Raw genomic sequence first — 25,000 nt, 5'->3', positions numbered from 1 at the left:
CGTTTTCCATGCAACTATTTATAAATAAATACTTAAAAGGCGGTGGTGTGATGCTGTTCGAAATTGCAACAACTTCATTGATGGCTGGCTTAGTAGGATATTCTTATTTGAAAAAGAACGGTCTCTCCGATGTAGATAAGATTCAAAAGATTTGTTTGAATTGCGGATTGACCATTAAAGAAGGGAACGATATCAAAACCATTCATCTATATCGAAAAAAACGACACGATTGGGGGATGGAATATGTATACAGAATTCCTCTTGGACTGTCCTTTCATGATTTCGAAAAGAGGCTAAATCATTTGAGGGACGGATTGAACAATAAAAAATCTACCATAGAACTTTCTGATTTATTTAAATTGAATTTCAAGACCAATATCATCAAACGAGTTAAAGATATCCTCAATAATGGAAAGTACATGCAAAAGGATGTAGAACTCGAATATGACGGAATGTTGCATATTAAGGTACTTAATCAACCTTTACCTGTTGAATTGTTTTTTGACGAAGAATTATTCAGCAAGTGTAACGAGTGGCAAATACCACTAGGTCAAACTCGATACGGATTCACTTATCACGATACAGAACGTGGTCATATTACTCTGGCCGGTGCCACTAGGAAGGGGAAAACGGTGTTTCTTAAACTTTTTATCACTTCATTAATCCATCAGCAACCAGAAAACACAAAACTCACTTTGATTGATTTAAAAGGCGGCCTTGCTTTTACTCGATTCAAGGATCTTAAACAAGTAGAAACGGTTGCTACTGATTTGAATAGTACATTAAAAGCTTTAAAAAGCGTCAAAAACGAAATGAATCAAACGAAAGAATGGTTTGATAAGAATGGATGCGAAGACATTAAAGAAGCTGGGATTGATACTAGACATTTCATTATTGTTGATGAAGCAGCGCAAATCTCGCCGCAAATCATCACCGGGAAAGAAGAGAAAGAAAAAGCGCGTCAATGCGAAGAAGTACTCTCGGAAATAGCGCGAATCGGAGCTGGGTTAGGGTACCGTCTTGTCTATTGCTCACAGTATCCTACGGCCGATGTAATGAACAAGCAAATCAAGCAGAACTGCGATACGGTTATTACTTATAAATTGAGGGATGCTATTGCTTCTCGTGTGGTCTTAGATGAATCAGGAGCAGAAGATTTACCGATACCAGGTCGAGCGATATATAAAACGCCAGATGGTGTGCAGATTGTTCAAACTCCGTTTATAACGAATGAACAAATAGAAAAAATCATTAAGCCTAACATTGTTATGAAAGCCAGGAAGGAGGATATAGCTATTGAAGAACCAGCAGAGGCTAGAAGAAATACTTTTGAGCTTGAAGAAATGTGACTATCTTTCCAGAGAGCAATTACAGAAGATGCATGATCTTGGTCAAGACAGAAATGCTCAACGCGTTCTTAGTAATATGAACGAATACATTTCTCATTTTACTGAGGAAAGGAAAAAAATTTATTACCTAAATGCAGCTGGACGCGAAATGATTCAGTCAGAAAAAGTCCGCAAGAAAACAGCCTTAGTTAACCACTATCTAATGCGAAATGATCTATACATTCACTTTGAACGCCCTTCTAGTTGGAAGAATGAAATCAAAGTAGCCTTGAATGACATGTCCCTCATTGCAGATGCAGCATTTATCTCCAATAAACTCCACCATTTTATTGAAGTTGATTATAAGCAATCCATGTCCAAAAATATTCAAAAGATAAAAAAGTACAGACAATTGGCCGCACTCAATCCACAATTCGCACTGATATGGGTTACAACAACTCCGTATCGGAAAAAGAAAATAGAATCCTTATGTGAAGGTCTGAAAGGTAGAGTTTTTCTTTGGGATGATATTAAATAGGAGGGTTTCATCATGAAAACACAAACTATGACAATCAGAGCGTTTATGAGCGGTGAATATAACAATAGGAAGAAAAGAGATTTTAGACCTCTCCAAGCTGCAACAGCTATAGTTACACCATTTATTTTATCGCCACTTAAAACTTCAGCTGAAACTATTCAAGCGGTACCCGTTGGCGCAGTCACTAAAGCTGCAGGTACTAACCTTACCGAAGTTATAGCGCATGCATTAGATCCGTTAGTTGATATCATGGTTGCTTTGTCTTTCCCAGTTGCATCAGTCGTAATCGTTGGAGCCTGTTTCTTCTTTATGTTTGGTCAAGGCGATAGAGCATGGACCATGATTATGAATTCAGGATTAGGATATGTATTAATTCAGATATCTCCATTGTTTTTGAAAATATTGAAGGATATAGGAGCAGCGATTTAAGGGAGTGAATAAACAGTATTTTATTTTCGAAGATGATGAAAGAGGGGGCAACTGATGATGGTTGCCCACCATTTGCCCACGTATATTTGAAAAGGTATAATCCAAAAAGAAAAGGCATAATCGAAAAATATAAAGTTAACGATATTTGAAAAGGTTTGATTTGGTTAAAAAACACCTGATAACTCGTCATATGACATGGAAAAGATGTTTAAACGGGTGATGTAATTTCTAGCACTGAATAATCCTTGCTATATAAGGATTATTCAGTGCTTTTTTGGTAGATTGACTACATTTCTTACCTGGAGATTTCTTTTTGAAGTGCTTTTGAAGAATTTCTCTCTTACAAATCTTATGGAGTAGGGGAACGTTGCGCAAGGTTGAATATGTAGCAGGTTTTGAGGTCTATAGCTTGGATGAATCTATGAAAGTCATCGTCATAAAGAAAGCTCCACTAATAGCAGAATTTAAGTTAAAACATAGAATGGAGATTTGTGGATAGGAGATTTTATCCGATTAGTGAATGGCGAGTTACTATAAAGGGTAGCCCCCCTCACTTACTTAACACTAAAAAAGGTTGAATAAAAAATAAAGGTAAATGCCGTTATTATCCCCATTAAGAATAATGTGTTAAATAAAATTTCCATAGACGTATTCCTCCTCAAAATATTTTGAGATATACATGGATTCGTTATAGTTATAATAGAAAATTTTGAGCAGAATTACCTGATAAGAAATGCACCTCCTATTAAAGTAAGTGTAATAGAAGTTTACTACTGCTGTATGAAGTAGGTATGAAGGAATTGTAAATATAGCAAAATAAGTATGTACACAAAGGAGAAGCATCTCCTTTTTAGATAATTTATTTACTTACCGAAATTCCCTGTTGGCAAACCACAGTCGTTAAATAAATTATTCTTAATGCTGTATTATTTACCTAATCTACATATTTAGAGCTGCACGTCGGTAATAGGATGTGCAGCAAAGGGTGTTTATATGGTCTTGATAGGGTGACCATATAAACACCTTTTAAAACATGCTCAAACTATAGTTCTTTGATAACAGCTCTAATAATTTTATTCCTGCAATACTGTTTCCTTTTTCATCTAAAGCAGGTCCGAAAATTCCAATGCCAAACCTTCCTGGAACAGCGCCCATTATTCCGCCGGATACACCACTTTTCGAAGGAATCCCAATTTTGATAGCAAATTCTCCAGAAGCATTATACATTCCGCATGTGACCATAAATGTTTTACAAATACGAGCTACGTCTGTAGGCATGATTTGTTTACAGCTTAGAGGATCGACTCCATCCATCGCAAACACCACTCCAATTCGGGCCAAATCCAAACAGTTCATTTCAATGGCACATTGCTTCGTATATAAATCCATTAGTTGTTCTACATCCTCATCCAGAATGTTATGCTGTTTTAAAAAATAACATAATGCTCGGTTTAAATGAGCCGTTTCGAATTCGGAACGAGCTACTTCCTCACAATAACTGATTGTTGAATCATTTGTCATTTCCTGAATAAAGGATAGAAGTCGCTGAAACCGCTCTTCAATAGTGTTCCCTTTAATCATATGGGTTACGACAAGTGCTCCCGCATTAATCATAGGATTTAACGGTTTTCCGGGAGCCATTGTTTCTAATTTAGCAATCGAATTGAAAGGGTCTCCGGTCGGCTCCATTCCAACACGCTCAAACACATAGTCCGATCCTCTGTCCATCAAAACGAGGGCCAAGCTAATCACTTTTGAGATGCTTTGGAGGGTAATCCTTTTTTCGATATCTCCTGCTGAGACACATCGCCCGTCAGGATAGTGAATCGCTATGGATAAATCGTTTGGATTTGCTTTTCCGAGAGCGGGAATATAATCTGCAACCTTACCGTTTTTTGTACATGTCTTCGCCTCTGTTACTAAGGCCTTTAATTCATCATTTGATTGACATAGCATATTTATCACCATTAGTAGTATGAGCCAAATGCTTTGTTTATATTAAAAAAAAGGGTGTTTCGGTGATTTTTGATGAATGGACTAACACTGACAAACTAGCAGTATAGGGCTTTGATTAGTTAAATAGACACGAGAAGAATCAGGAATAAAATGGTGATTGCTGCTCATTACAATTACAAATGTTCTAATAATATCCAGTTGGTGATGACCATTTACATAAATGAAGTGTATGAGATTCATCATTCCATAACTAGAATGTACAGCAAGTTTAATAGTAGGCATTATGGGTTAAAAACCGCCAAACTTCTACAAATAAGTCTTTTTGCTCGTTTATTTTAAATCCCAAAAAATTAATATTGTAGGTAATTGTTGTTGATGATTCCTTTTGAAGGGGACTATACAACAAAAAGGAAAGGCTGTAGAAATTTAATTGAACAGCATTAAAGCGACTATAGTGTTAACAATAGGAGGAAGAGATTATGAAAATAAAATGGTCTTCAAAGGTTTTAGCAAGCGCATTAGCTGTCTCCCTAGCTTTTAGTACAGCTTCATTTGCAAATGCACAGAGTTCAGACAGTAAAAAAACAGAGCAAACAAGTAAAGTTCAGAAAGAAGATAAATCTTCTAAGAAAAAGGAAGAACAGAAAAAGATTGTTGTGAAATCTAAAACTGGTAAAACAGTTGAAAAGCGTTTAACTAATGTAGAGTCTTCAATTACAAATATCACTAAATCTATTAATTTATATTTTGGTGTTACTGAAGATACAATAGTTGATAAAAAATTGAGCAAAAAAGCAGCATCTAAAAAGTACAATAGCTATAAAGGAAAACTAAAAGCAGATATTAATAAACTTCGTGCTATTGATAAACAGTTAGCTTCTTATAAGAAAAAACATAAGGTAAATACTGCTGAATTTGATGCATTAACAGCAAAGTCTAAAGAACTTCAGAGTTTAGCTAAGGCTGAAATCCAACGGGTAAAAGATTTAGCCAAACAGGCTTCTACTTCAAAAGAACAAAATAAAAAAACAAACACTACAGGTAATACAGCAACTAAAGAATCAGCAGTTTAATTAAGTATTACTTATTAAATTGTATAGTTCTAAAACGTTAAAAAGTCAATATTCTTAATATTGGCTTTTTAACGTTTTAGATTAGGGGAATCGATTTCAATGATTTTGTTATATAACGCGTTTGATTAATAATATTATTTAACGGAACCATTGAAATAATAGTAAAATCGAAAGAAATATAAATGAGTAGAACATGTAGATAATCTAGTTATTGTTAAGCTTGACCATTTTTTCTTCTAGGAATCTGGTAAATGTCATAAAATAATAAAAACTTGTTTTATGGGGGGAGCTAATATGGTAGAAGGTAAGGTTGTGTTTATTACTGGAGCAGCAAGTGGTATTGGGAATGAAATCGGCGTAGCATTTGCAAAAAGCGGCGCGAAAGTGGTATTTACCGATTTAGATGAGAAAAAGGTAAAGCAAAGTATAGCAGCGTTAGTAGATGAGGGATATGATTGCTTAGGATTAAAGTGTGATGTGACAAAGGAAACAGAATTACAGCAAGCCATTCATCAAACAATCGAGACGTATGGACAACTGGATGTGTTAATTAATAATGCTGGATTACAGCATATTGATTTAATTGAAGAATTCCCTACTGAAAAATTTGAATTGCTCATTCAAGTGATGCTGACGGCTCCTTTTATCGCAATGAAATACGCACTTCCCATTATGAAACAACAGAAATCAGGAAGAATTATTAATATGGCATCGATTAATGGACTTGTCGGATTTGCTGGGAAAGCAGCCTATAATAGTGCTAAGCATGGGGTAATTGGATTAACGAAAGTTGCAGCGCTAGAAGTGGCGAATTACGGTATTACTGTTAACGCTTTATGTCCTGGTTATGTGGATACACCGCTCGTTCGAAATCAGTTGACCGATTTAGCCCATAATCGCAATGTCTCATTAGAGAAAGCCATTGAAGAGGTTTTATATCCACTGATTCCTCAAAAACGGCTGCTATCGGTTCAGGAGATAGCGGATTATGCCATGTTTTTAGCAAGTGATAAGGCGAAAGGGGTTACAGGTCAAGCGGTTGTACTAGATGGAGGATATACAGCACAATAATGATTAAGCGAAAAATGTAATCGGATTCATGGATAATAAATGAATATGAAAGAAAGCTAATTAGATAGGAAGCACCTTTTCTCTTGCAGAGAAGGTGCTTTTTAATATGTGCTATAAATTATAATTAATCTCTACGTTTATTGACTTCGAGTTGTTCATGAATGATTTTTTGAAAATTCATTTAAATGAAAAATCACGTGACCAGTGTCAATTTGTGGTATGATACCATTTGTCTTAAACATAGAGAAGTAATTGTAAGAAGGTGACAGCTTGTGGGTAACCCCATAGACGTAAAAAAAGAGGGACAAACCTCTAAAGAATATCATTTGTTTTTCCTTACATGGCCTATCTTTTTAGAACTCTTTCTATTTATGTTAATGGGAATTGTCGATACGTTCATGTTAAGTGCGATATCAGATAATGCGGTGTCTGGGGTCGGTGCAGCTAATCAATATTTGCATATTGCTATTTTAATTTTAGAAGTGATTGGGAATGGGGCTGCGATTGTTGTTGCTCAGTATATCGGCTCGCGTAGAATGCTGGAAGTTGCCAAGATTTCTGCCTTAGCTATTATACTTAATCTACTTGTTGGTTTATGTTTGAGTGCTGTATTTATTTTTTTCAGCGGCAGGATGATGCGTGCATTGCATTTGTCTGGTGACATTTTGTATTATGCGGAAAGCTACTTAACGATTGTTGGCGGGGCGATTTTCCTTCAAGCAATAATTAATTCCTTAGCCTCTATTATTCGGGTGCATGGTTTTACAAAACAAGCGATGTTTGTGTCGCTTGGTATGAATATTTTTCATATTATTGGTAATTACGTACTGATATTTGGGAAATTTGGTTTTCCTGAATGGGGCGTTCAGGGAGCGGCGATTTCTTCTACCGTGAGTCGTTTTCTCACTATATTTGTGTTTTTCTGGCTGTTGTATCGCGTAATGGAAGTGCGTGTAAAGCTCGCTTATTATGTTTCATTGTCCTGGCAGTATATTCGAAAAATCTTAAAAATCGGTGTACCTTCTGCCTTTGAACAAATTATGTATCAGAGCTGTCAAGTTGTGTTTTTATATTATGTAACGTATTTAGGAGCTAGTTCCTTAGCGGCTAGACAGTATGCGATGAACATATCGATGTTTATCTATTTATTTGCTTTAGCTATTGGTATGGGAACAGCGATTATCGTCGGTCAGTTAGTTGGTGGAAATCGGCAGAATGAAGCGTACATTAGAGTATGGAAAAGTGCAAAATGGGCAAGTGGGTTAACTCTTGTCATGATAGTCATCGTCATTGTGTTTCGTGAACAATTTATGCGTTTATTTTCAGACGATCCTGAGATTATTCGTATGGGAGCAAGTGTTTTAATACTCAGCGTTTTGTTGGAAACAGGACGGACTCTTAATATTGTCATTATTAATTCGCTAAGAGCAGCTGGAGATGCAAAATATCCTGTATATATTGGTTTAATCTCAATGGTCGGCATGAGTCTGCCATTAGGGTATTTTCTTGTGTTTCAGTTGAATCTTGGATTAGTAGGAATTTGGCTAGCCATTGCAGCGGATGAATGGACAAGGGCTATTATTATGTCTTTTCGCTGGAAGAGCCGTGCTTGGGAAAAGCATGCTCTTGTAAAGCCTGAAAGTTCAGGAGCGGCATAAAGATGTAGAAAGCGATGACTCAAGAGGTGTATTCCTTTTGAGTCATTTTTATTGTACGAGAAAATTAAAATGGAAAATACTTGAAAAGTTTCGTGTATCTATGTACAATAAATCTATAACATACCAACCGGTTAGTTAATGAATGAAAGCGGATTCAAATAGAATAGGGGGGGAAATGGATGAGTCATAAAATCATCGATACAAAGCCGGTACGAAAGGGCGAAGAATTAAACGCTCGTGTATTGGAAACCTTCTTAAGAAAACATCTAGATAAACTGCCGGATGAAACGTTAATAATTGAACAGTTTGGAACAGGCTTATCGAATCTTACATACTGTTTAAAAATAGGAGAGTGGGAAGCCGTTTTACGTCGGCCGCCTAAAGGTCCAGTTGCTCCGAAGGCCCATGATATGGGGAGAGAATTTCGTATTTTATCTGAAATTCATCCGATTTATTCATTAGCTCCAAAACCTTACCTCTTTTCTGTAGATGATTCAATTGTCGGCAGCCCATTTTTTATTATGGAACGAAAAAAAGGCATTGTAATCGATTCACAATTTCCGTCGCATATTCAACCTACTCCTGAACTACGTCAATCGCTATCTAAGATGATGGTAGATCAACTAGTTACCCTTCATAATATTGATTACACAACAACACACCTTATTGAAATTAGCCGACCTAATGGGTTTATGGAACGACAAGTACATGGCTGGATTGCTCGATATGAACGAGCTAAAACTCATGATATTAAAGGAGTCGAACAGCTTCAAAAATGGCTTGTTAAAGAAATTCCAACCCCTTCTGCTGCTACGATTATCCATTACGATTATAAATTTAATAATGTGATGTTTTCCGAAGATTTAACTTCAATGATTGGTTTATTTGATTGGGAAATGTCCACAGTTGGTGATCCTTTAGCGGATCTTGGTGCAGCGATGAGCTATTGGACACAGGCAGATGATCCGGATTTATTAATTCAAGGATTGGGAAAAACACCAATTACGGTTCAAGATGGTTTTCTCACTCGTCATGAATTTATCGAATTATATGCGAAGAAGAGTGGACGAGATGTAAGCAATATTCATTTTTACTTAACATTTGCGTATTTCAAATTAGCCGTCATTTGTCAGCAGATTTTTTATCGCTATTACAAAGGACAAACGAATGATCCGAGATTCGAGCATCTTCATCGAACTGTGAACAGTATTATTCAACATGCCATTAATATTTCTACTGAAGAATAAGGAGGTGCACGCTTGACAAAAATTCACTTATTAATGAAAAAAGAAGAAATTGATTGTACGAAGATGTCTGACAATAAAATTGCTGTTGTATTTGATGTACTGCTAGCTACATCAACGATTACATCAGCCCTCTATCATGGAGCAAAAGAAGTGATTCCAGTATTAAATGCGGAACAGGCACTATTGGAAGCGAATAAAAGAAAAGATGATAGCTGCATTTTAGCAGGGGAATATGAAGGGAAAGTGATTGACGGTTTTCTAGGTCCACATCCTCTTCAGCTACAATCGTCACTTTTTCAAAAGTCGCTGATTTTATCAACAACAAATGGAACCGTTGCCATTCGAAAAAGTTCAGCAGCAAAAAAGGTGTACATTTGTTCTTTGCTAAATGGGCAAGCTGTCGCCAATAGACTTGCTGCTACCTTACATGATGAAACAATTATTGTCGTTTGCTCTGGCTCATCAAATGAATTTTGTTTAGAAGATTTTTATGGAGCTGGTTATTTTCTATATGAGCTTCTTCAACAAAAACAAATGAAGTGGGAGCTTTCCGATGCTGCACAGGCTGCCTTAGCTTTTTATACACATTCACCTAAGAATGGGCCCTCATTGTTGAATCAATCTCGAGTAGGAAAACTGTTGAAACAATACGGGCTGCAAGATGAAATAAACTTTGTGGCAAGTGAGGGAATGATTCCGACTGTTCCGGTTCTTACGAATAATTTTAGAGTCATCGCAGAAGAACAACATATTGTGAAGTAGGCCTATCTCTTGAGAAAAATAAAAAATAGGAGCTGATCATATGTATTTACGTTTATCAGATGAACAAAAGATGGTTCAAAAGACGATTCGAAAATTCGTTGAAAAGGAGCTTATTCCATTAGAAAATGAGGTACTTCGAAATGAAAGAGAAGGGAAGCCTTCCTTAGCTCCTGAGAAATTAAAAGAGCTTCAATTAAAGGCGAAAGAAGCTGGTTTTTGGGGAATTAATACACCTGAGGAATATGGCGGGGCGAATCTTGGACAAATGATGATGGCGCTTGTTTATATGGAGGTATCGAAAACGTTTGTCCCTTTCACATTTGGAGGTTCGGCGGATAATATTTTATATTATGCCAACGCGGAACAAAAGGAAAAGTATTTACTTCCAACGATTAATGGGGAGAAAAAATCATGCTTTGCGATGACAGAACCAGATGCAGGATCCGATACAAGAGGGATTAAGATGACGGCTGTTAAAGATGGAAATGAGTGGGTATTGAACGGAGAAAAAACGTTTATCACAGGTGGGAATGAAGCAGATTTTGTTATGGTTATTGCGATTACAGATAAAGAAAAACACGCGAAAACAGGACGTGATGGAGTAACCTGTTTTATTGTAGATCGCGATATGGGCTGGAAATCGGAATATATTCATACAATGGGGGACTGGGGACCTGCTGGTTTAGTATTTGATAATGTACGAGTACCTGAAGAGAATATTTTAGGTGAATTGCATGGCGGCTACAAATTAGGTTTAGAATGGATTGGTTTTGCTCGCTGGATTGTAGGGGCCCGTGCGGTTGGAACAGCCGAACGACTGTTACAAATGGCTATTGATTATTCACAAGAAAGATATACATTCGGTAAACCAATTGCTGATCGACAAGCAATTCAATGGAAAATTGCTGATTCGGCAGTTGAGATTGAAGCGGCTAAATGGTTAGTTTTAAATGCAGCGTTTACGTTGGATCAAGGAGAGGATAATCGTCATTTAGCTTCGATGGCCAAATTATATGGGGCGAATATGGGAAATCGGGTCGTAGACCGCGTATTGCAAATTCATGGAGGCATGGGGTATACAAAGGAATTGCCAATTGAACGTTGGTACCGTGAAGCGAGATTGTGGAGAATATATGACGGAACAGATGAAATTCAACGTCTTGTTATTTCAAGAAATTTATTAAAAGGTCATGTGAAAGTAGGTCAGTACGTCTAAAACAAAGGGGGAGAGTTCAGATGAATAAACGTTTTGAAGGGAAAGTCGCTTTTATTACAGGAGGCAGCAGGGGAATTGGGAAAGCAGTGCTTGAGCAATTTGCTGAAGAAGGGGCAATTGTAGCTGTCATTGATGTGAATGAAGAGGCGTTAGTATCCACTGCGAATGAGTTCAAAGAAAAAGGCTATACGATTTATGCAAAGGTTGCGAGTGTCGTAGATTCAGAGCAAGTAAAAGCGGCTGTCAAAGAAGTATATGACTTGTATGGTTCAGTTGATATTTTAGTGAATAATGCGGGTGTTATTCGCGACAATCTATTATTTAAAATGACTGATTCTGATTGGCAAACCGTTATGGATGTTCATTTAAAAGGCGCATTTAATGCGACTCAGGCTGTTCAAGAGTATATGGTTCAAAATAAATATGGTCGAATTATTAATATTTCTTCTACTTCTGCACTTGGTAATCGTGGACAAGCAAACTATGCAACGGCAAAAGCGGGTTTACAAGGATTTACAAAAACGTTAGCAATCGAATTGGGTAAATTCGGAATTACTGCCAATGCTGTTGCACCTGGTTTTATTGAGTCAGATATGACGAAAGAAACCGCAAGACGGATTGGTATTTCCTTTGATGAACTCGTTTCAGCAAGTGTGGCTAATATTCCGGTTGGTCGAAGTGGCCGACCAGCTGATATTGCTAACGCTGTCGCTTTCTTTGCAGATGAAAAATCCTCTTTTGTGAATGGCCAAGTGATTTATGTAGCTGGGGGACCAAAAACATAAGGGAGGGATATAGATGTTTCAATCATTTATTGGTGCACGCTCGGATAAAGTGAAAAACCGGGTTGAAAGAGGAGCGGTCAAGAAGTTTGCTGCTGCGATTGGAGATCTTCATCCTATTTATATAGATGAGGAAACAGGAAGAAAATCTAGGTATAAACAAAATATTGCCCCGCCCACTTTTTCACGAGTGTTCGACTATGGAACGATTGATGGATTGAACCTTCCAGCAAAAGGATTAATTCATGGTGAACAAACATATACGTTCAAACGTCCGTTATTAGTAGAGGAAGAAGTATATTGCTATACAGAGATTACGGATTATTACGAGAAATCTGGGAAAAACGGAAAAATGGGCTTTTTAGTGTTACACAATACCGGTGAAGACCGCAATGGTGAATTTCTCTTTAAAGCTAAGCAAGTGGTTATTATTACAGAAACGGTTCGAAAGGAGATTTCTGTATGACGGTACTTCAACAATTAGAAGTCGGGGAAACGTTAGTCGATATCCAATTAGAGCCTGTATCACGGTTAGCTTTAATTAAATATGCAGGAGCTTCTGGGGATTACAATCCGATTCATACGATTGATGAAGAAGCAAAAGCGACGGGGTTACCAGGGGTCATTGCTCACGGTATGTGGACAATGGGGAACTTATCCAAGTTATTCACCTCATATTATGAGGAAGGGTTTATTGAAACTTTCTCGATACGATTTAAAGGTATGGTATTTCTACATGATGTGATTCGCTTACAGGCTACGTTAGCTGAAAAATCACCACAAGCATTGCGTTTTCAAGTTAGAGCTGTCAATCAACGTGGAGAAGATGTGATAGCGGGAGACGTGATGTATTCTCTTTATGAATGATAAACGGATACAAAAGTGATGGTTCCCTAACAAAGAACCATCACCATTACATAATAGATTATAGACAGATAGATAAGCATAAGACTAGTCAATTGAAATAAAACCTGAACTAACATACTGACTAGTTAGTATTAATTAAAAATCATAAAAGGGTGTGTTTATGATGAATTTCACATATTCAGATAAGGTGAAGCAATACGAACAAAAACTATTGCGTTTTATGGACGATTATGTGTATCCCAATGAACGATTATATAAGGAGCAATTAGATCCGCATAATCGTTTTGCTAAAACGCCCCCGATTATGGAAGAGCTAAAACAAAAAGCAAAAGATCAAGGCTTATGGAATTTATTTCTACCTGACAGTGAATATGGGGCAGGATTAACGAATTTGGAATATGCCCCTCTTTGTGAAATAATGGGTCGCTCTAGCATTGGGCCTGAAGTGTTTAATTGTGCGGCCCCTGATACAGGAAATATGGAAGTGCTCGTCCGCTATGGAACAGAAGAACAGAAGCAACAATGGCTTCATCCCTTATTAAATGGGGAAATTCGTTCTTGTTTTTCGATGACAGAGCCTGATGTCGCTTCCTCAGATGCGACGAATATTCGCACGAGTATTGTTCGTGAGGGTGATGAATATGTCATTAACGGAACAAAATGGTGGTCATCGGGTGCAGGAGATTCGCGCTGTAAAATTGCGATTGTTATGGGGAAAAGTGATACAAAAGCGAATAAATATGAGCAGCAGTCAATGATTCTTGTACCTTTAGATACAGAGGGAGTAACGATTAAACGAATGTTACCTGTTTTCGGTTATGATCATGCTCCACATGGTCATGCAGAAATTGAGTATAAAAATGTAAGGGTGCCTGCCTCTAATATAATCTGGGATGAGGGGAAAGGATTTGCCATTGCTCAAGGTCGATTAGGACCTGGCCGGATTCATCATTGTATGCGGATAATTGGTGCTGCGGAAAGAGCGTTAGAAGAACTATGTAAACGAGTAGAAAATCGACAGGCTTTTGGTAAGAAACTAGCTGAGCAAGGTGTTATTCAAGAGTGGATTGCTGAATCCAGGATTGAAATTGAACAAGCGAGACTGCTTACATTAAAAGCGGCTTATATGATGGATACAGTTGGAAACAAAGAGGCCAAAGCAGAAATTGCAATGATTAAAGTCGTCGCTCCGAACATGGCTTTAAAGGTAATTGATCGTGCAATTCAAGCACTAGGTGGTGCTGGTGTAAGCGATGATTTCACTTTAGCAGCAAGCTACGCCAATATTCGAACATTACGATTAGCAGATGGTCCAGATGAAGTTCATCGTAGAGCTATAGCCAAATACGAACTGCAAAAATACCGTTAAATAAAGGGGGAACGAAAGATGCATGTAAAAGAATTGTTTGATTTAACAGGACAAGTAGCGGTCGTAACTGGTGGTGGTCGTGGACTCGGAAAGCAAATAGCAGAAGGTTTTGCTGAGGCAGGAGCAAATGTTGTTGTTTGTTCACGAAAAGAAGCTGCCTGTATGGAAGTAAGTGAACAATTGAAAAAAATGGGGGTAGAATCACTAGCGTTGAAATGTGATATTACAAATCCTGAAGACATTGAAAATCTTGTTGCAAAAACGCTTGAGAAGTTTGGCCGAATTGACATTTTAGTCAATAATAGCGGGGCAACGTGGGGAGCTCCCGTGGAAGAAATGCCGCTTTCTGCTTGGCAAAAAGTAATGAATACAAATGTTACCGGAACATTCTTAATGTCACAAGCCGTTGGGAAAGTGATGTTAGAGCAACAATATGGAAAGATTATTAATATCGCTTCTGTAGCTGGACTAAAAGGAAGCAATCCAAAGTTGATGGATACGATTGGCTATAATTCTAGTAAAGGTGCCGTCATTACATTTACGAAAGATTTAGCAGTAAAATGGGGACCGCGTGGGATTTATGTAAATGCTATTGCACCAGGATTTTTTCCAACGCAAATGTCTAAAGTAACGATGGAAAAGGGCTCCGAACAATTTTTAGAAGGAACACCACTTCGAAAATTTGGTACAGAAAATGATTTAAAAGGAGCCGTTGTATTTCTAGCTTCTAAGGCTTCTGATTTTATTACTGGTGAAATTCTTGTCGTAGATGGCGGTACAAATGCTACCTAAAAGGAGGAGGGAAAAAATGAAGAGAGATGCGGTTATTGTATCAGCTGTCCGTACAGCTATTGGTCGTCAAGGAGGTGCGCTTGCAACGGTTCCAGCCCATGTTTTTGGGGCAGAGGTACTGAAAGAAGCGATTAAACGAGCGAATATTACTCCAGATATGATTGATGATGTCATTTTGGGAAATGTATTGAGCGGTGGAGGGAATATTGCACGACTAACGGCTTTGCAAGCTGGGCTTTCGCTTGAACTACCAGGTATTACAGTTGATCGCCAGTGTGGCTCCGGTATTAATGCCATTAATTTAGCAGCGCAAGCGATTCGTGCAGGAGATGGGGATATTTATATCGCTGGTGGTACAGAAAGCATGAGCCAAGCTCCATACTTGATGAATCGACCAACAAAGGCCTATAGTTCTGCTCCGCCTGCTTTTCGTAAATCACAGCTTTCACCGAAAGAGATAGGAGATCCGCCTATGGGTATTACAGCTGAAAATCTTGTGAAGAAATACGAGATTACGAGAGAAGAACAAGACGCCTTTTCTTTTCGTAGTCAGCAACGAATGGCAGTAGCTATGCAGGAAGGACGCTTTGATGAGCAAATTGTGGCCATTGAGATTCCGAATAGAAAGGGAGAGCCGATTATTTTTAATCGTGATGAACATCCAAGACCGCAAACGACACTAGACGCTTTAGCAAAACTTCCTCCCGCTTTTCTTGAGGGTGGTTCGGTCACAGCCGGAAGTAGTTCAGGTTTAAATGATGCGGCTTCAGCGCTTGTTATCATGTCTCGAGAAAAAGCTGAACAATTAGGTCTTAACCTGCTTGCAACGATTCGGGAATATGCTGTAGCAGGCGTGGATCCGAATATTATGGGAATTGGTCCTGTTCCAGCTACAAAAAAAGTACTTGAAAAATCAAGATTAGCACTAGATGATATCGATTTAATCGAAATTAATGAGGCGTTTGCAGCGCAAGTTATTGCCTGTGATCGAGAGCTTCAGATGAACCCGGAGAAAGTCAATGTTAATGGAGGAGCGATTGCCCACGGTCATCCATTAGGAGCAACAGGAGCTATTCTAGCAACTAAGGCTATCTATGAATTAAGGAGAAGCCAAGGAAAGTATGCATTAATTACAGCATGTATTGGCGGCGGTCAGGGGATTGCGACGATTATTGAAAGAGAATAGCATGAGTTCGTACGTTATTTAGTAGAAGGTAGAACCTTATATTTGTATGTTATAATGGTAGAAAATTCTGCTAAATGAGAGGACAAATGTGTATGAGAGATAAAATACTTCGAACAAGCCTCACTCTTTTTGATCAAAAAGGGTATCGAGAAACCTCTATTCAAGATATCGTTGATTCACTCGGTGTAACGAAGGGAACATTCTATTATTATTATTCTAGTAAAGAAGAATTATTAAAAGCTATTTGCTTAGCTTATATTGAAAATCTGGTACAGCATCAAGAAGAAATCATTTATCATCCAACGAAAACAAATACAGAGAAGTTACATGATATTATCTATATGCTCATTGATCGAATTGAAAGAGAACGAAATGAAGCGCGTATCTTTTTTCGAGAAATAAGAAATATCAAGGAGGAGCATATAGAAGAAATTAAACAAATGCGCGATCGCTTCCGTCTGAATTATCAGAAAATTTTGGAAGATGGCATGAAGAATGGGGAATTTAAAGAAAATGTACATCCGAATTTAATCACTCTAGGTATGCTGGGAATCACGAATTGGGGTTACTATTGGTATAATCCTGAAGGTGAAGTATCTGTTGAAGAATTAGCGAAACTTTATTTAGATGTCATCTTAAACGGCATTAAACGGTAAATAGAGATTTCCTTAGTAAGGAGGTGAGGTTTTTATGAATTCACATATTATCGATATTCATATTCGCATGTCCGAGACGAATGCTTCTGGACATGTGAGTAATACGAGTTATTATATTTACCTAGATGATGCGAGGTCACAGTTTTTTGATGCAGTAGGCTTTGGTAGCGGTGAACAGCAGATGAGTTTTGTTTTAGCCTCTTGTTATTGTGATTTTTTACAAGAGGTATTCTTTGGCCAAATATTACAGGTTGAGACAACTGTCAGTAAAATTGGGACGAAAAGCTATACACTGCAGCATCAAATCATTGATCGAGCGACCGGAAGTCTCGTTGCGAAGGCACAATCAGTTGTCTTCTGTTTTAATCATCAAAATAAACAATCTGTAGCCATACCCGATGCGTTATATGAGGGGCTTAAACGATATGAATCTAATAATCAGTTTATTAATCCGGGCACGTAACGATATGGAATATACTATATAGGGGTTCTTTCTTTAGATTTGCTGCATCATTTCATGAAAAGGGAGCGATGAAGATGCTTACTAATCATTACAAATTTTGGCCAAGAATTCCGACCTCATTAACCCTGCCGCAAACTTCTCTGTACGATAACCTCTCTGTTACTACTAAAAGATATCCAGATAAAACGGCGTTAATTTTTTATGGAAACACCATAATCTATAAAACATTGCATGATGAAGTAATTGCTCTAGCGGGCTTTTTACAACAGGCATTTGAAGTGCAAAAGGGTGAGAAAGTATTGCTATTTATGCAAAATTCTCCTCAGTTTATTGCTGCGTACTATGCTATTAATCGTGCAGATGCCGTTGTTGTTCCGATTAACCCTATGTTAACGGCTTCAGAGCTTGAATTTTATATAAAAGACTGTGAGATTCAAACGGCTATCATCGGTCAAGAACTCTATGATCAAGTAGCTCCTTTATTACAATCTACAACATTAAACAATCTTGTTATTGCAGCTTATTCAGATTATCTTACGGCTAACGAAGTGATTCGTTTGCCAAAAGAAGTAGTAGAGCCGCGAAAAGGCTTTGAGGGAAGTCAGCATGTTTACTGGCAGGATGCTATTGCAGCTAATTATGTACCAACTGCTCATACAGTAGATGCGAATAGTTTAGCGGTAATCCCTTATACGTCTGGCACCACAGGTTTGCCAAAAGGGTGTATGCATCCGAATAAAACGGTTCAAGCCAATATTCTCGGTTCATTTCATTTTTCCAGACCAACACCCAATACAGTTCATTTAATGACGCTTCCTCTCTTTCACGTAACAGGAATGGTTCAAAGTATGCATACGCCTATTTATACGGGAAGTACGATTGTCATTATGACGAGATGGGATCGTGAGCATGCGCTTGAATTCATTCGATTGTATAAATGTACGCATTGGGTGACGATTAGTACGATGTTAGTCGATTTTTTATCGAATCCAAATTTGAGGGCCGAAGATGTAGCTTCTTTCCTCTCGATTTCAGGTGGCGGTGCAACTTTACCAGAAGCGATAGGTCAAAAATTGTTAGAGTTAACGGGTATTCGATTTGTAGAAGGGTATGGACTATCTGAAACGATTGCCCAGACACATGTTAATCCGCCAGATCGACCAAAGCTCCAATGTTTAGGTGTGCCAACTTTCGATGTGGATTCAAGAATTATCGATCCCGCGACGGGGAAAGAGCTTGGTGCAAATGAAGTAGGAGAAATCGTTACACATGGACCACAAATTATGACTGGTTATTATAACCGTGAAGAAGAAAATAAACACGCTTTTATTGAACTGGATGGCAAGTCCTTTTTTAGAACAGGGGATATCGGTCGTTATGATGAGGAAGGGTACTTTTTCATTGTTGATCGTGTAAAACGAATGATTAATGCGTCCGGCTATAAAGTATGGCCGACCGAAATTGAATCGTTTCTTTATAAACATCCAGCTGTTAAACAAGCATGTGTTGTCGGTGTCCCGGATGCAAGAAGAGGAGAAACGGTGAAGGCTTTCGTCATTTTACAAGATGAATATGTTGGTAGAATTAGTGAGGGGGAAATTAAACAATGGGCAAAAGAGCATATGGCTGCGTATAAATATCCCCGAATTATTGAGTTCAAGCAAAGTTTTCCGACTACAAGCAGCGGCAAAATTCTTTGGAGAAAACTTCAAGAAGAGGAGTTGTCGAAATTAGAAAACGCTTAATGAGATGATGGGGAAAAGGAGGAGAACAAGTGGATATTCTTATACAACAGTTATTTAATGGGCTAACCATTGGAAGCGTTTACAGTTTGGTCGCATTAGGTTTAACGTTAGTATATGGTATTTTGCACATTCCTAATTTTGCACATGGGGCCTTATATATGATGGGCGGGTATATGACCTTTACAATGATGACGAAGTTCGGCTTTCATTATTGGTTAGCAATTCTCATTGCTGTTGTGGCTGTAGGTCTGCTTGGTGTGTTAATGGAGCGGTTTGTGTTTCATCCGCTAAGAAACGCTCCTCCATTACATGATAAAATCGCTGCAATCGGAATCCTCTTGTTTCTTGAATCCTTTGCCCAATTAGTATGGGGTGGGGATTATTTAACGATGCCTACACCATATAACCAAGTAGTTTCGATTTTTGGCTTAACCTTTACAATGCAACGTTTGTTAATTATTATCGCTGCAATCGTTATTATGATTGCTCTAAATTTGTTCTTAAAAAAGACGTTCACAGGAGCAACGATTATTGCGATGTCGCAAAATCGAGAAGGAGCGAATTTAGTTGGGATCAATACAACAAAAGTGGCGATGCTGACATTTCTTATTTCAGGTGGGCTGGCAGCACTTGCTTCCTCACTGGCTTCACCAATTAATCTTGTTTTTCCGGGTATGGGGCACTTAGTAATCTTAAAGGCTTTTGTCATTATCATTTTGGGCGGCATGGGCAGTATTCCTGGAGCCATTCTAGGTGGCTATATTTTAGGATTTAGTGAAAGCCTAGGTGCAACCTATATTTCGAATGATTATAAAGATATTATTGCCTTCATACTTCTCGTGCTGATTTTAACAATCAAACCAACGGGATTATTTGTTAAGGGGGGACATACATGACTTCAATCTTCAACAAAAGAAATAGTATCATTTTCTTTGTCCTTCTTTCTCTTATCTTTCCAGCTGTTGTGCCAAACGACTATTTTCTATACTTAATGACAACGGCTTTTATATGGGTTATTGCTGTATCTGGGTTAAATATACTTGCTGGCTATACAGGCTATTTATCGTTAGCACATGCTGGTTTCTTTGCTATTGGAGCTTATTCTCTAGGTCTACTGACTGTTAAGGTTGAAATGAATTATTGGATCGCCTTTGTTTTAACACTAGGGATTACTTCGCTAAGCGGGTTATTGGTTGGCTTAATTGCTTTACGAACAAAGGAACACTTTTTCGCGATTTACACATTATGTGTCGGTTATATTATTTATTTGGTCATTGATAAGTGGGAAGGGCTAACTGGCGGAGTTCGTGGCTTAATTGGCATTCCTACACCAGCGAATATAGGATCGCTTGCTTTTGATAGTGTACATTCCCAATATTATTTAGTGTTGTTTTTTATGCTTCTTTCCCTGTTGATTATTTATAGAATTGTTCATTCTTTAACGGGAAGAACATTTATTGCTATTCGAAATAGTGAACAGTTAGCGACAACAATTGGGGTTTCAACGATGAAAAATAAATTGCTTGCGTTTGTATTGTCTACTTTTTTTGCAGGGATGTCTGGGGCCCTGTACGCCTCAGTAATTCGGTTTATTGGTCCGGAAATTGCTTATACGTCTGTAATGTTTGATTTGCTTATGTATCTTTTAGTAGGTGGGATTGGTACCATTTCCGGACCAATTGTCGGAGCGATTGTAATTGTTTGGGTTTCACAACAGCTACAGTTTTTACAAGAATATCGCATGCTTATATTCGGACCTCTTTTAACGCTCATTATTATTTTTTATCCACGGGGCATTGTGGGGGCTTTCATCAGTCTAAAGACTAGAGCGCAAGCAAAAAAGAGGAAAGTTCCCATCGTTAATGAGTCATTGACACCAACGCAAAAACAAATAGAGGAGGGATGAGCCATGTATTTAGAAACAAAACAGTTAACGAAGAAATTTGGTGGGTTAGTAGCGGTGAATAATGTTGATTTTTCGATTGAAAAAGGGAAAATCAATGCAATCATTGGTCCGAATGGAGCGGGGAAATCGACTTTCTTTAACTTGATTAGTGGTTTTCATCCCCCGACATTTGGACAAGTCATATTTAAGGGGACTGATATTACGACGCTGCCAGCTAATCAAATTGCTAAGTTAGGCATATCACGAACGTTTCAAACAACGAATCTTTTTGAACAAGCAACTGTTTTAGATAACGTTATGGTTGGTCATCGCTTACGAACAGAGTCGAATTTGTTCGATGCTATTTTTAGAACAAAGCGCTTGCAGCGTGAAGATAAGCAATGCAGGGACAAAGCGATGGAAGTGCTCACCTTTGTTGGGTTACAAAATATTACACATAAAATGATTACCAATATCTCGCAAGAAGAGAAAAAAAGAGTGGCCTTTGCTTTAGCTCTCGCAACAGACCCGGAAATTATCTTTCTTGATGAACCGGCAGCGGGAGTGAATCCAGATGAAACAGAAGGACTAGCCGAGTTAATGCAGAAGATGGTCGATTATGGTTTAACTGTTTGTCTGATTGAACATAAAATGCAAATGGTGATGAAATTAGCTCAGAAGATTATGGTATTGAATTATGGTGAAAAAATCGCAGAAGGAACGCCGGATGAGATTAAAAATAATGAAGCGGTCATCAAAGCGTATCTAGGAGGGAGTGCGATTGCTTAGACTACAAGATGTTTCGATTAAATATGGCGAATTCACAGCGATTTCAAATGTGAATATCGAGGTGAAGTCCGGTGAGATTATTGTTTTATTAGGAGCGAATGGAGCTGGGAAAAGTACGTCATTTCGGGCGATAAGCGGCTTAAGTAAACCGCATCAAGGAGATATTCTTTTTCAAGGCCGTTCTATCCTGAAACTTTCTGCTGATAAAATTGTACAAGCTGGTATCGTTCAATGCTCGGAAGGAAGGAATTTATTTTCTGCGATGAGTGTACAAGAAAACTTGCAAATGGGTGCCTATATTCATCGAAGAAAAAAACAACAAATTAAACAGTCGATGGAACATGTATATGAATTATTTCCGATACTTCACGAAAAGCGACATGACGCAGCGGGATCATTAAGTGGAGGCCAGCAACAAATGCTCGCAATTGGACGTGCATTAATGTCTAAGCCAAAGCTAATGATGTTGGATGAACCTTCTGTTGGATTAGCGCCGCTTATTGTTGAGCAAATGTTTGCTGTTATTCAGCAAATCAATCAGGAAGGCATGACGATTTTACTTGCGGAACAAAATGCGAATGCGGCTTTAAAAATTGCTTCAAAAGGTTATGTATTTGAAAGTGGTTCGATTGTAACAGAGGGAACGCGAGAACAGCTGCTTGCGAATGATCGTATACGTAAAGCTTACATCGGTGCTTAATAAGGTGGAGTTTCTATCAGTAGGGAATGTTTATCTCTGTTAGTCCGCAATCAACTAATCGTTATGGAGGGAGAAGCTTATGAAACGATTCAAAGGTTTGTTTTTGCTCAGTGTAATCGTTATGTTAGTATTTGTAACGGCGTGCAGTGACTCAACAACAGGTGGTTCATCTGGAAAAGACGGCGAAAAAGGGGTCGTCAATATCGGGTATAGTGGCCCGCTTAGTGGGGCTGCCGCTTTTTATGGAGAACGAACATTAAATGGTTTAAAAATGGCTGCTGAAGAAATTAACGATGAAGGCGGATTTGAAGTGAATGGGAAGACATATACGATTAATCTTGTGCCATTAGATGATAAATATCTTCCTAATGAAACGGCCTCCAATGCAAAACGATTAGTTCAAGAGCATAAGACACCAATTATTTTTACACCACATAGCGGCGGAGTGTTAGCTCTGCAAGTATTTAATGAAGTCGATAACTTTATTATTGGTGCTTATACATCTGAGCCAAGTGTAACAGAAGGGGGCAACAAATTAACGGTACAAATTCCTCCTAAATATGATGGATATGTAGAGCCGTTTACAAATTACGCAATGGATCGATTTGGTAAAAAAATCGCGGCATTGCCAACTAGTTCACAGTATGGGAAAGATTGGACGGAAACTTTATTAACTTATTGGAAGAAACAAGGTGGAGAGGTTGTCTACGAGTCTTCAATTAACTTTGCGAAAGATACTGATTTCTTTACAGTGATTACGAATGCGCTGAAGAAGAAACCAGATGTTCTTTTTATTGGTGGTGCGTCTGAGCCAACGGCCAAAGTAGCTAAACAAGCACGAGAACTTGGCTTTAAAGGTGGATTCATCGTTATGGATCAAGCAAAGCTAAATGAAATGGAAAAAATAACAGGTTCCTATGAAGTACTAGAAGGTGCAGTAGGTGTATTGCCTCTTATTTATTCGAAAGCACCAGGGGTTCCAAGTTTTAAAGAAAAATATAATGCTAAATATAAAGAGGATCCAGGATCAGAAGCTGGTATTCATTATATAGGTTTACATGCATTTATTGAGGCAATGAAAGCAGCAGGAACTGTAGATGATCCGAAAAAAATATATGAACATGTCCAAGATGGATTGGATGCCATTCCAGAAGAAAGAAAAACATATCTTGTTCCGAAGATTACAGAAGCAGGTTCATTTGATTATGAATTACACTTTGGTGTCGTTGAAGATGGAGAAGTAAAGGAGATGGAAGCTAAATAAAGGCTACAAAAGTAAGAGATGCAAAAGTAATGGAACTTTATTACTTTTGCATCTCTTTTTTGATTTTCGATTACTGATACTGTTCCAGCATGGAGAAGAATTTTTTGACAAACTCATAAAATACTTTTTCAGTTGGTGCTAGTTCTCTATGTTTAGAAGTAATGATTCCGACGGTTCGTTTTACTCGCGGTGTATCGATTTTTATTTTTACCGTGGAGGGGGGAGTTGTATTATAGAGCGTTCCATCCGGTAAAAGGCTAACGCCAATGCCGGCTGAAACGAGCCCTTTTATCGCATCCATATCCTCTCCCTCCGCCGTAATCTGTGGTATAAAGCCTGCTTGTTCACATGCATTAAAGGCAATCTGGTGAAGAACATAACCTTTTGGGAATAATACGAAGTCATCATTTCGTAAATCGCTAAGTGCTAGGCTTTCTCTTTCAGCCAAAGGATGGCTCGAAGGAACTAAAGCGGAAATACCCTCTGAGAATAAAATATGAGTTTCCAAATCGATTTCATTTGTTGGGACAGGTCCAAGAAGTGCTAAACCGATATCGCCATTTTTAACAGCATCAATTAAAAAGGCATAGGAACCTTGTCGCAGATGGTAAGAAACGTTTGGTTGCTTCGCTTTGAATGCGGAAATAACCATTGGCAGCAAGTGATTAGCAAGGCTTGTTGGATAGCCGATTTTAATAGTTCCGCTTTCTGGAGATAAGTATTCATCAATTTTTTCTTTAGCATAATCAATCGCTTTAATCGCTGATTTCGCATGCGTTAAAAAAATCTTTCCGATTTCTGTTAATTTAATATTTCTCCCAACTCGCTCAAACAGCGTTACACCTAGTTCTGCTTCAAGCTTCGTAATCTGAAGGCTGATGGCTGATTGAGCTACGTGCAGATGTTCTGCAGCGGATGTGACATGTTCTCGTTCAGCAACTTCTATAAAATAACGTAATTGTCGTAGTTCCATATTATTTTCCTCACTTTTTCTTTATATCTATATGATATATAAACAATCTCAATAATGGATCGTTTATATCAATATAGCATTCTAAAATGGATAAATAGGGATAAAAACCCTTTGCTTCAACTCATTAGGGTATGAAAATGATGAAGTATATTCCTATTTTTGTTAATTCATTCGTTAAATAGATGATTTCTATCTAAATGATATATTGTTTATATTGATTTGAAAACTTAAAATATGAATTAAGATAAGAA

At 38.0% G+C, this 25,000-nt stretch carries 25 protein-coding genes; 23 read left to right on the top strand and 2 right to left on the bottom strand.

What is annotated here, in order from left to right; genetic code table 11:
* Window positions 1-50 precede the first annotated feature (50 nt).
* The 3 genes from D1953_RS06885 to D1953_RS06875 are packed head-to-tail and all read left to right on the top strand — an operon-like array spanning window position 51 to window position 2,295.
* A complete protein-coding gene (locus D1953_RS06885; RefSeq protein WP_182480534.1) occupies window positions 51-1,349 on the top strand; it encodes an FtsK/SpoIIIE domain-containing protein in 1,299 nt (432 codons plus the stop codon).
* Window positions 1,297-1,866, top strand: coding sequence for a replication-relaxation family protein (locus D1953_RS06880; RefSeq protein ID WP_245979959.1), 570 nt, complete (start codon window positions 1,297-1,299; stop codon window positions 1,864-1,866). Before D1953_RS06885 ends, D1953_RS06880 begins: the two co-directional genes overlap by 53 nt.
* Before the next feature lie 12 nt (window positions 1,867-1,878).
* Window positions 1,879-2,295, top strand: a complete 417-nt coding sequence (locus D1953_RS06875; RefSeq protein ID WP_119116428.1) for a hypothetical protein — start codon at window positions 1,879-1,881, stop codon at window positions 2,293-2,295.
* A 1,026-nt stretch (window positions 2,296-3,321) separates the two neighbouring features.
* Here the strand turns inward: D1953_RS06875 and glsA are convergent.
* Window positions 3,322-4,251: a glutaminase A gene (glsA, locus tag D1953_RS06870; protein ID WP_119116427.1), complete on the bottom strand. Its 930-nt coding sequence runs from the start codon at window positions 4,249-4,251 to the stop codon at window positions 3,322-3,324.
* A 479-nt stretch (window positions 4,252-4,730) separates the two neighbouring features.
* Here glsA and D1953_RS06865 point away from each other — a divergent pair, with 479 nt between their 5' ends.
* From D1953_RS06865 to D1953_RS06770, 20 genes are all read left to right on the top strand, one after another.
* Window positions 4,731-5,324, top strand: coding sequence for a hypothetical protein (locus D1953_RS06865; RefSeq protein WP_119116426.1), 594 nt, complete (start codon window positions 4,731-4,733; stop codon window positions 5,322-5,324).
* A 294-nt stretch (window positions 5,325-5,618) separates the two neighbouring features.
* On the top strand, window positions 5,619-6,395 hold the full coding sequence (locus tag D1953_RS06860) for a 3-hydroxybutyrate dehydrogenase (RefSeq protein ID WP_119116425.1): 777 nt from the start codon (window positions 5,619-5,621) through the stop codon (window positions 6,393-6,395).
* Between the two features lie 272 nt (window positions 6,396-6,667).
* Window positions 6,668-8,053: an MATE family efflux transporter gene (locus D1953_RS06855; RefSeq protein WP_119116424.1), complete on the top strand. Its 1,386-nt coding sequence runs from the start codon at window positions 6,668-6,670 to the stop codon at window positions 8,051-8,053.
* A gap of 179 nt (window positions 8,054-8,232) precedes the next feature.
* On the top strand, window positions 8,233-9,300 hold the full coding sequence (locus D1953_RS06850; RefSeq protein ID WP_119116423.1) for a phosphotransferase family protein: 1,068 nt from the start codon (window positions 8,233-8,235) through the stop codon (window positions 9,298-9,300).
* A gap of 12 nt (window positions 9,301-9,312) precedes the next feature.
* Window positions 9,313-10,062 (top strand): 2-phosphosulfolactate phosphatase, encoded by a 750-nt coding sequence (locus D1953_RS06845; protein ID WP_119116422.1) that lies wholly within the window; start codon window positions 9,313-9,315, stop codon window positions 10,060-10,062.
* Window positions 10,063-10,102: 40 nt separating this feature from the next.
* Window positions 10,103-11,278 (top strand): acyl-CoA dehydrogenase family protein, encoded by a 1,176-nt coding sequence (locus D1953_RS06840; RefSeq protein ID WP_119116421.1) that lies wholly within the window; start codon window positions 10,103-10,105, stop codon window positions 11,276-11,278.
* A gap of 20 nt (window positions 11,279-11,298) precedes the next feature.
* Complete coding sequence (fabG, locus tag D1953_RS06835; protein ID WP_119116420.1) at window positions 11,299-12,063, top strand: 3-oxoacyl-ACP reductase FabG; 765 nt, start codon at window positions 11,299-11,301, stop codon at window positions 12,061-12,063.
* A 13-nt stretch (window positions 12,064-12,076) separates the two neighbouring features.
* Window positions 12,077-12,526, top strand: coding sequence for a MaoC family dehydratase N-terminal domain-containing protein (locus tag D1953_RS06830; RefSeq protein WP_119116419.1), 450 nt, complete (start codon window positions 12,077-12,079; stop codon window positions 12,524-12,526).
* Complete coding sequence (locus tag D1953_RS06825; RefSeq protein ID WP_119116418.1) at window positions 12,523-12,927, top strand: MaoC/PaaZ C-terminal domain-containing protein; 405 nt, start codon at window positions 12,523-12,525, stop codon at window positions 12,925-12,927. Before D1953_RS06830 ends, D1953_RS06825 begins: the two co-directional genes overlap by 4 nt.
* 163 nt (window positions 12,928-13,090) lie before the next feature.
* Window positions 13,091-14,296, top strand: coding sequence for an acyl-CoA dehydrogenase (locus tag D1953_RS06820; RefSeq protein ID WP_119116417.1), 1,206 nt, complete (start codon window positions 13,091-13,093; stop codon window positions 14,294-14,296).
* An 18-nt stretch (window positions 14,297-14,314) separates the two neighbouring features.
* Window positions 14,315-15,088: an SDR family oxidoreductase gene (locus tag D1953_RS06815; protein WP_119116416.1), complete on the top strand. Its 774-nt coding sequence runs from the start codon at window positions 14,315-14,317 to the stop codon at window positions 15,086-15,088.
* 16 nt (window positions 15,089-15,104) lie between these two features.
* On the top strand, window positions 15,105-16,274 hold the full coding sequence (locus D1953_RS06810; RefSeq protein WP_119116415.1) for a thiolase family protein: 1,170 nt from the start codon (window positions 15,105-15,107) through the stop codon (window positions 16,272-16,274).
* Window positions 16,275-16,366: 92 nt separating this feature from the next.
* The gene (locus tag D1953_RS06805; protein WP_119116414.1) at window positions 16,367-16,930 is read left to right on the top strand and encodes a TetR/AcrR family transcriptional regulator; all 564 of its coding nucleotides are present in this window, start codon (window positions 16,367-16,369) and stop codon (window positions 16,928-16,930) included.
* A 34-nt stretch (window positions 16,931-16,964) separates the two neighbouring features.
* Window positions 16,965-17,393 carry an acyl-CoA thioesterase gene (locus D1953_RS06800; RefSeq protein ID WP_119116413.1) on the top strand — a complete coding sequence of 143 codons (429 nt, stop codon included), beginning with the start codon at window positions 16,965-16,967 and terminating at the stop codon, window positions 17,391-17,393.
* A gap of 74 nt (window positions 17,394-17,467) precedes the next feature.
* Window positions 17,468-19,138: a long-chain fatty acid--CoA ligase gene (locus D1953_RS06795; protein ID WP_119116412.1), complete on the top strand. Its 1,671-nt coding sequence runs from the start codon at window positions 17,468-17,470 to the stop codon at window positions 19,136-19,138.
* Between the two features lie 29 nt (window positions 19,139-19,167).
* Window positions 19,168-20,034: a branched-chain amino acid ABC transporter permease gene (locus tag D1953_RS06790; RefSeq protein ID WP_119116411.1), complete on the top strand. Its 867-nt coding sequence runs from the start codon at window positions 19,168-19,170 to the stop codon at window positions 20,032-20,034.
* Window positions 20,031-21,044 carry a branched-chain amino acid ABC transporter permease gene (locus D1953_RS06785; protein WP_119116410.1) on the top strand — a complete coding sequence of 338 codons (1,014 nt, stop codon included), beginning with the start codon at window positions 20,031-20,033 and terminating at the stop codon, window positions 21,042-21,044. The genes D1953_RS06790 and D1953_RS06785 overlap by 4 nt, the downstream gene beginning before the upstream one ends.
* 3 nt (window positions 21,045-21,047) lie before the next feature.
* Complete coding sequence (locus D1953_RS06780) at window positions 21,048-21,812, top strand: ABC transporter ATP-binding protein (RefSeq protein ID WP_119116409.1); 765 nt, start codon at window positions 21,048-21,050, stop codon at window positions 21,810-21,812.
* Entirely contained in the window at window positions 21,805-22,512 is a 708-nt protein-coding gene (locus tag D1953_RS06775) for an ABC transporter ATP-binding protein (protein ID WP_119116408.1), read from the top strand. The genes D1953_RS06780 and D1953_RS06775 overlap by 8 nt, the downstream gene beginning before the upstream one ends.
* A 121-nt stretch (window positions 22,513-22,633) precedes the next feature.
* Entirely contained in the window at window positions 22,634-23,776 is a 1,143-nt protein-coding gene (locus tag D1953_RS06770; RefSeq protein WP_425454258.1) for an ABC transporter substrate-binding protein, read from the top strand.
* 70 nt (window positions 23,777-23,846) lie between these two features.
* Here D1953_RS06770 and gltC read toward each other — a convergent pair whose 3' ends face one another.
* Window positions 23,847-24,749: a glutamate biosynthesis transcriptional regulator GltC gene (gene gltC / locus D1953_RS06765; RefSeq protein WP_119116406.1), complete on the bottom strand. Its 903-nt coding sequence runs from the start codon at window positions 24,747-24,749 to the stop codon at window positions 23,847-23,849.
* Window positions 24,750-25,000: the final 251 nt, after the last annotated feature.

It is taken from the genome of Peribacillus asahii, from assembly GCF_003570725.1.
Classification (GTDB): domain Bacteria; phylum Bacillota; class Bacilli; order Bacillales; family DSM-1321; genus Peribacillus; species Peribacillus asahii.
Note: the sequence above shows the minus strand (reverse complement) of the source record. Positions and strands in the feature narration are given on the sequence as shown.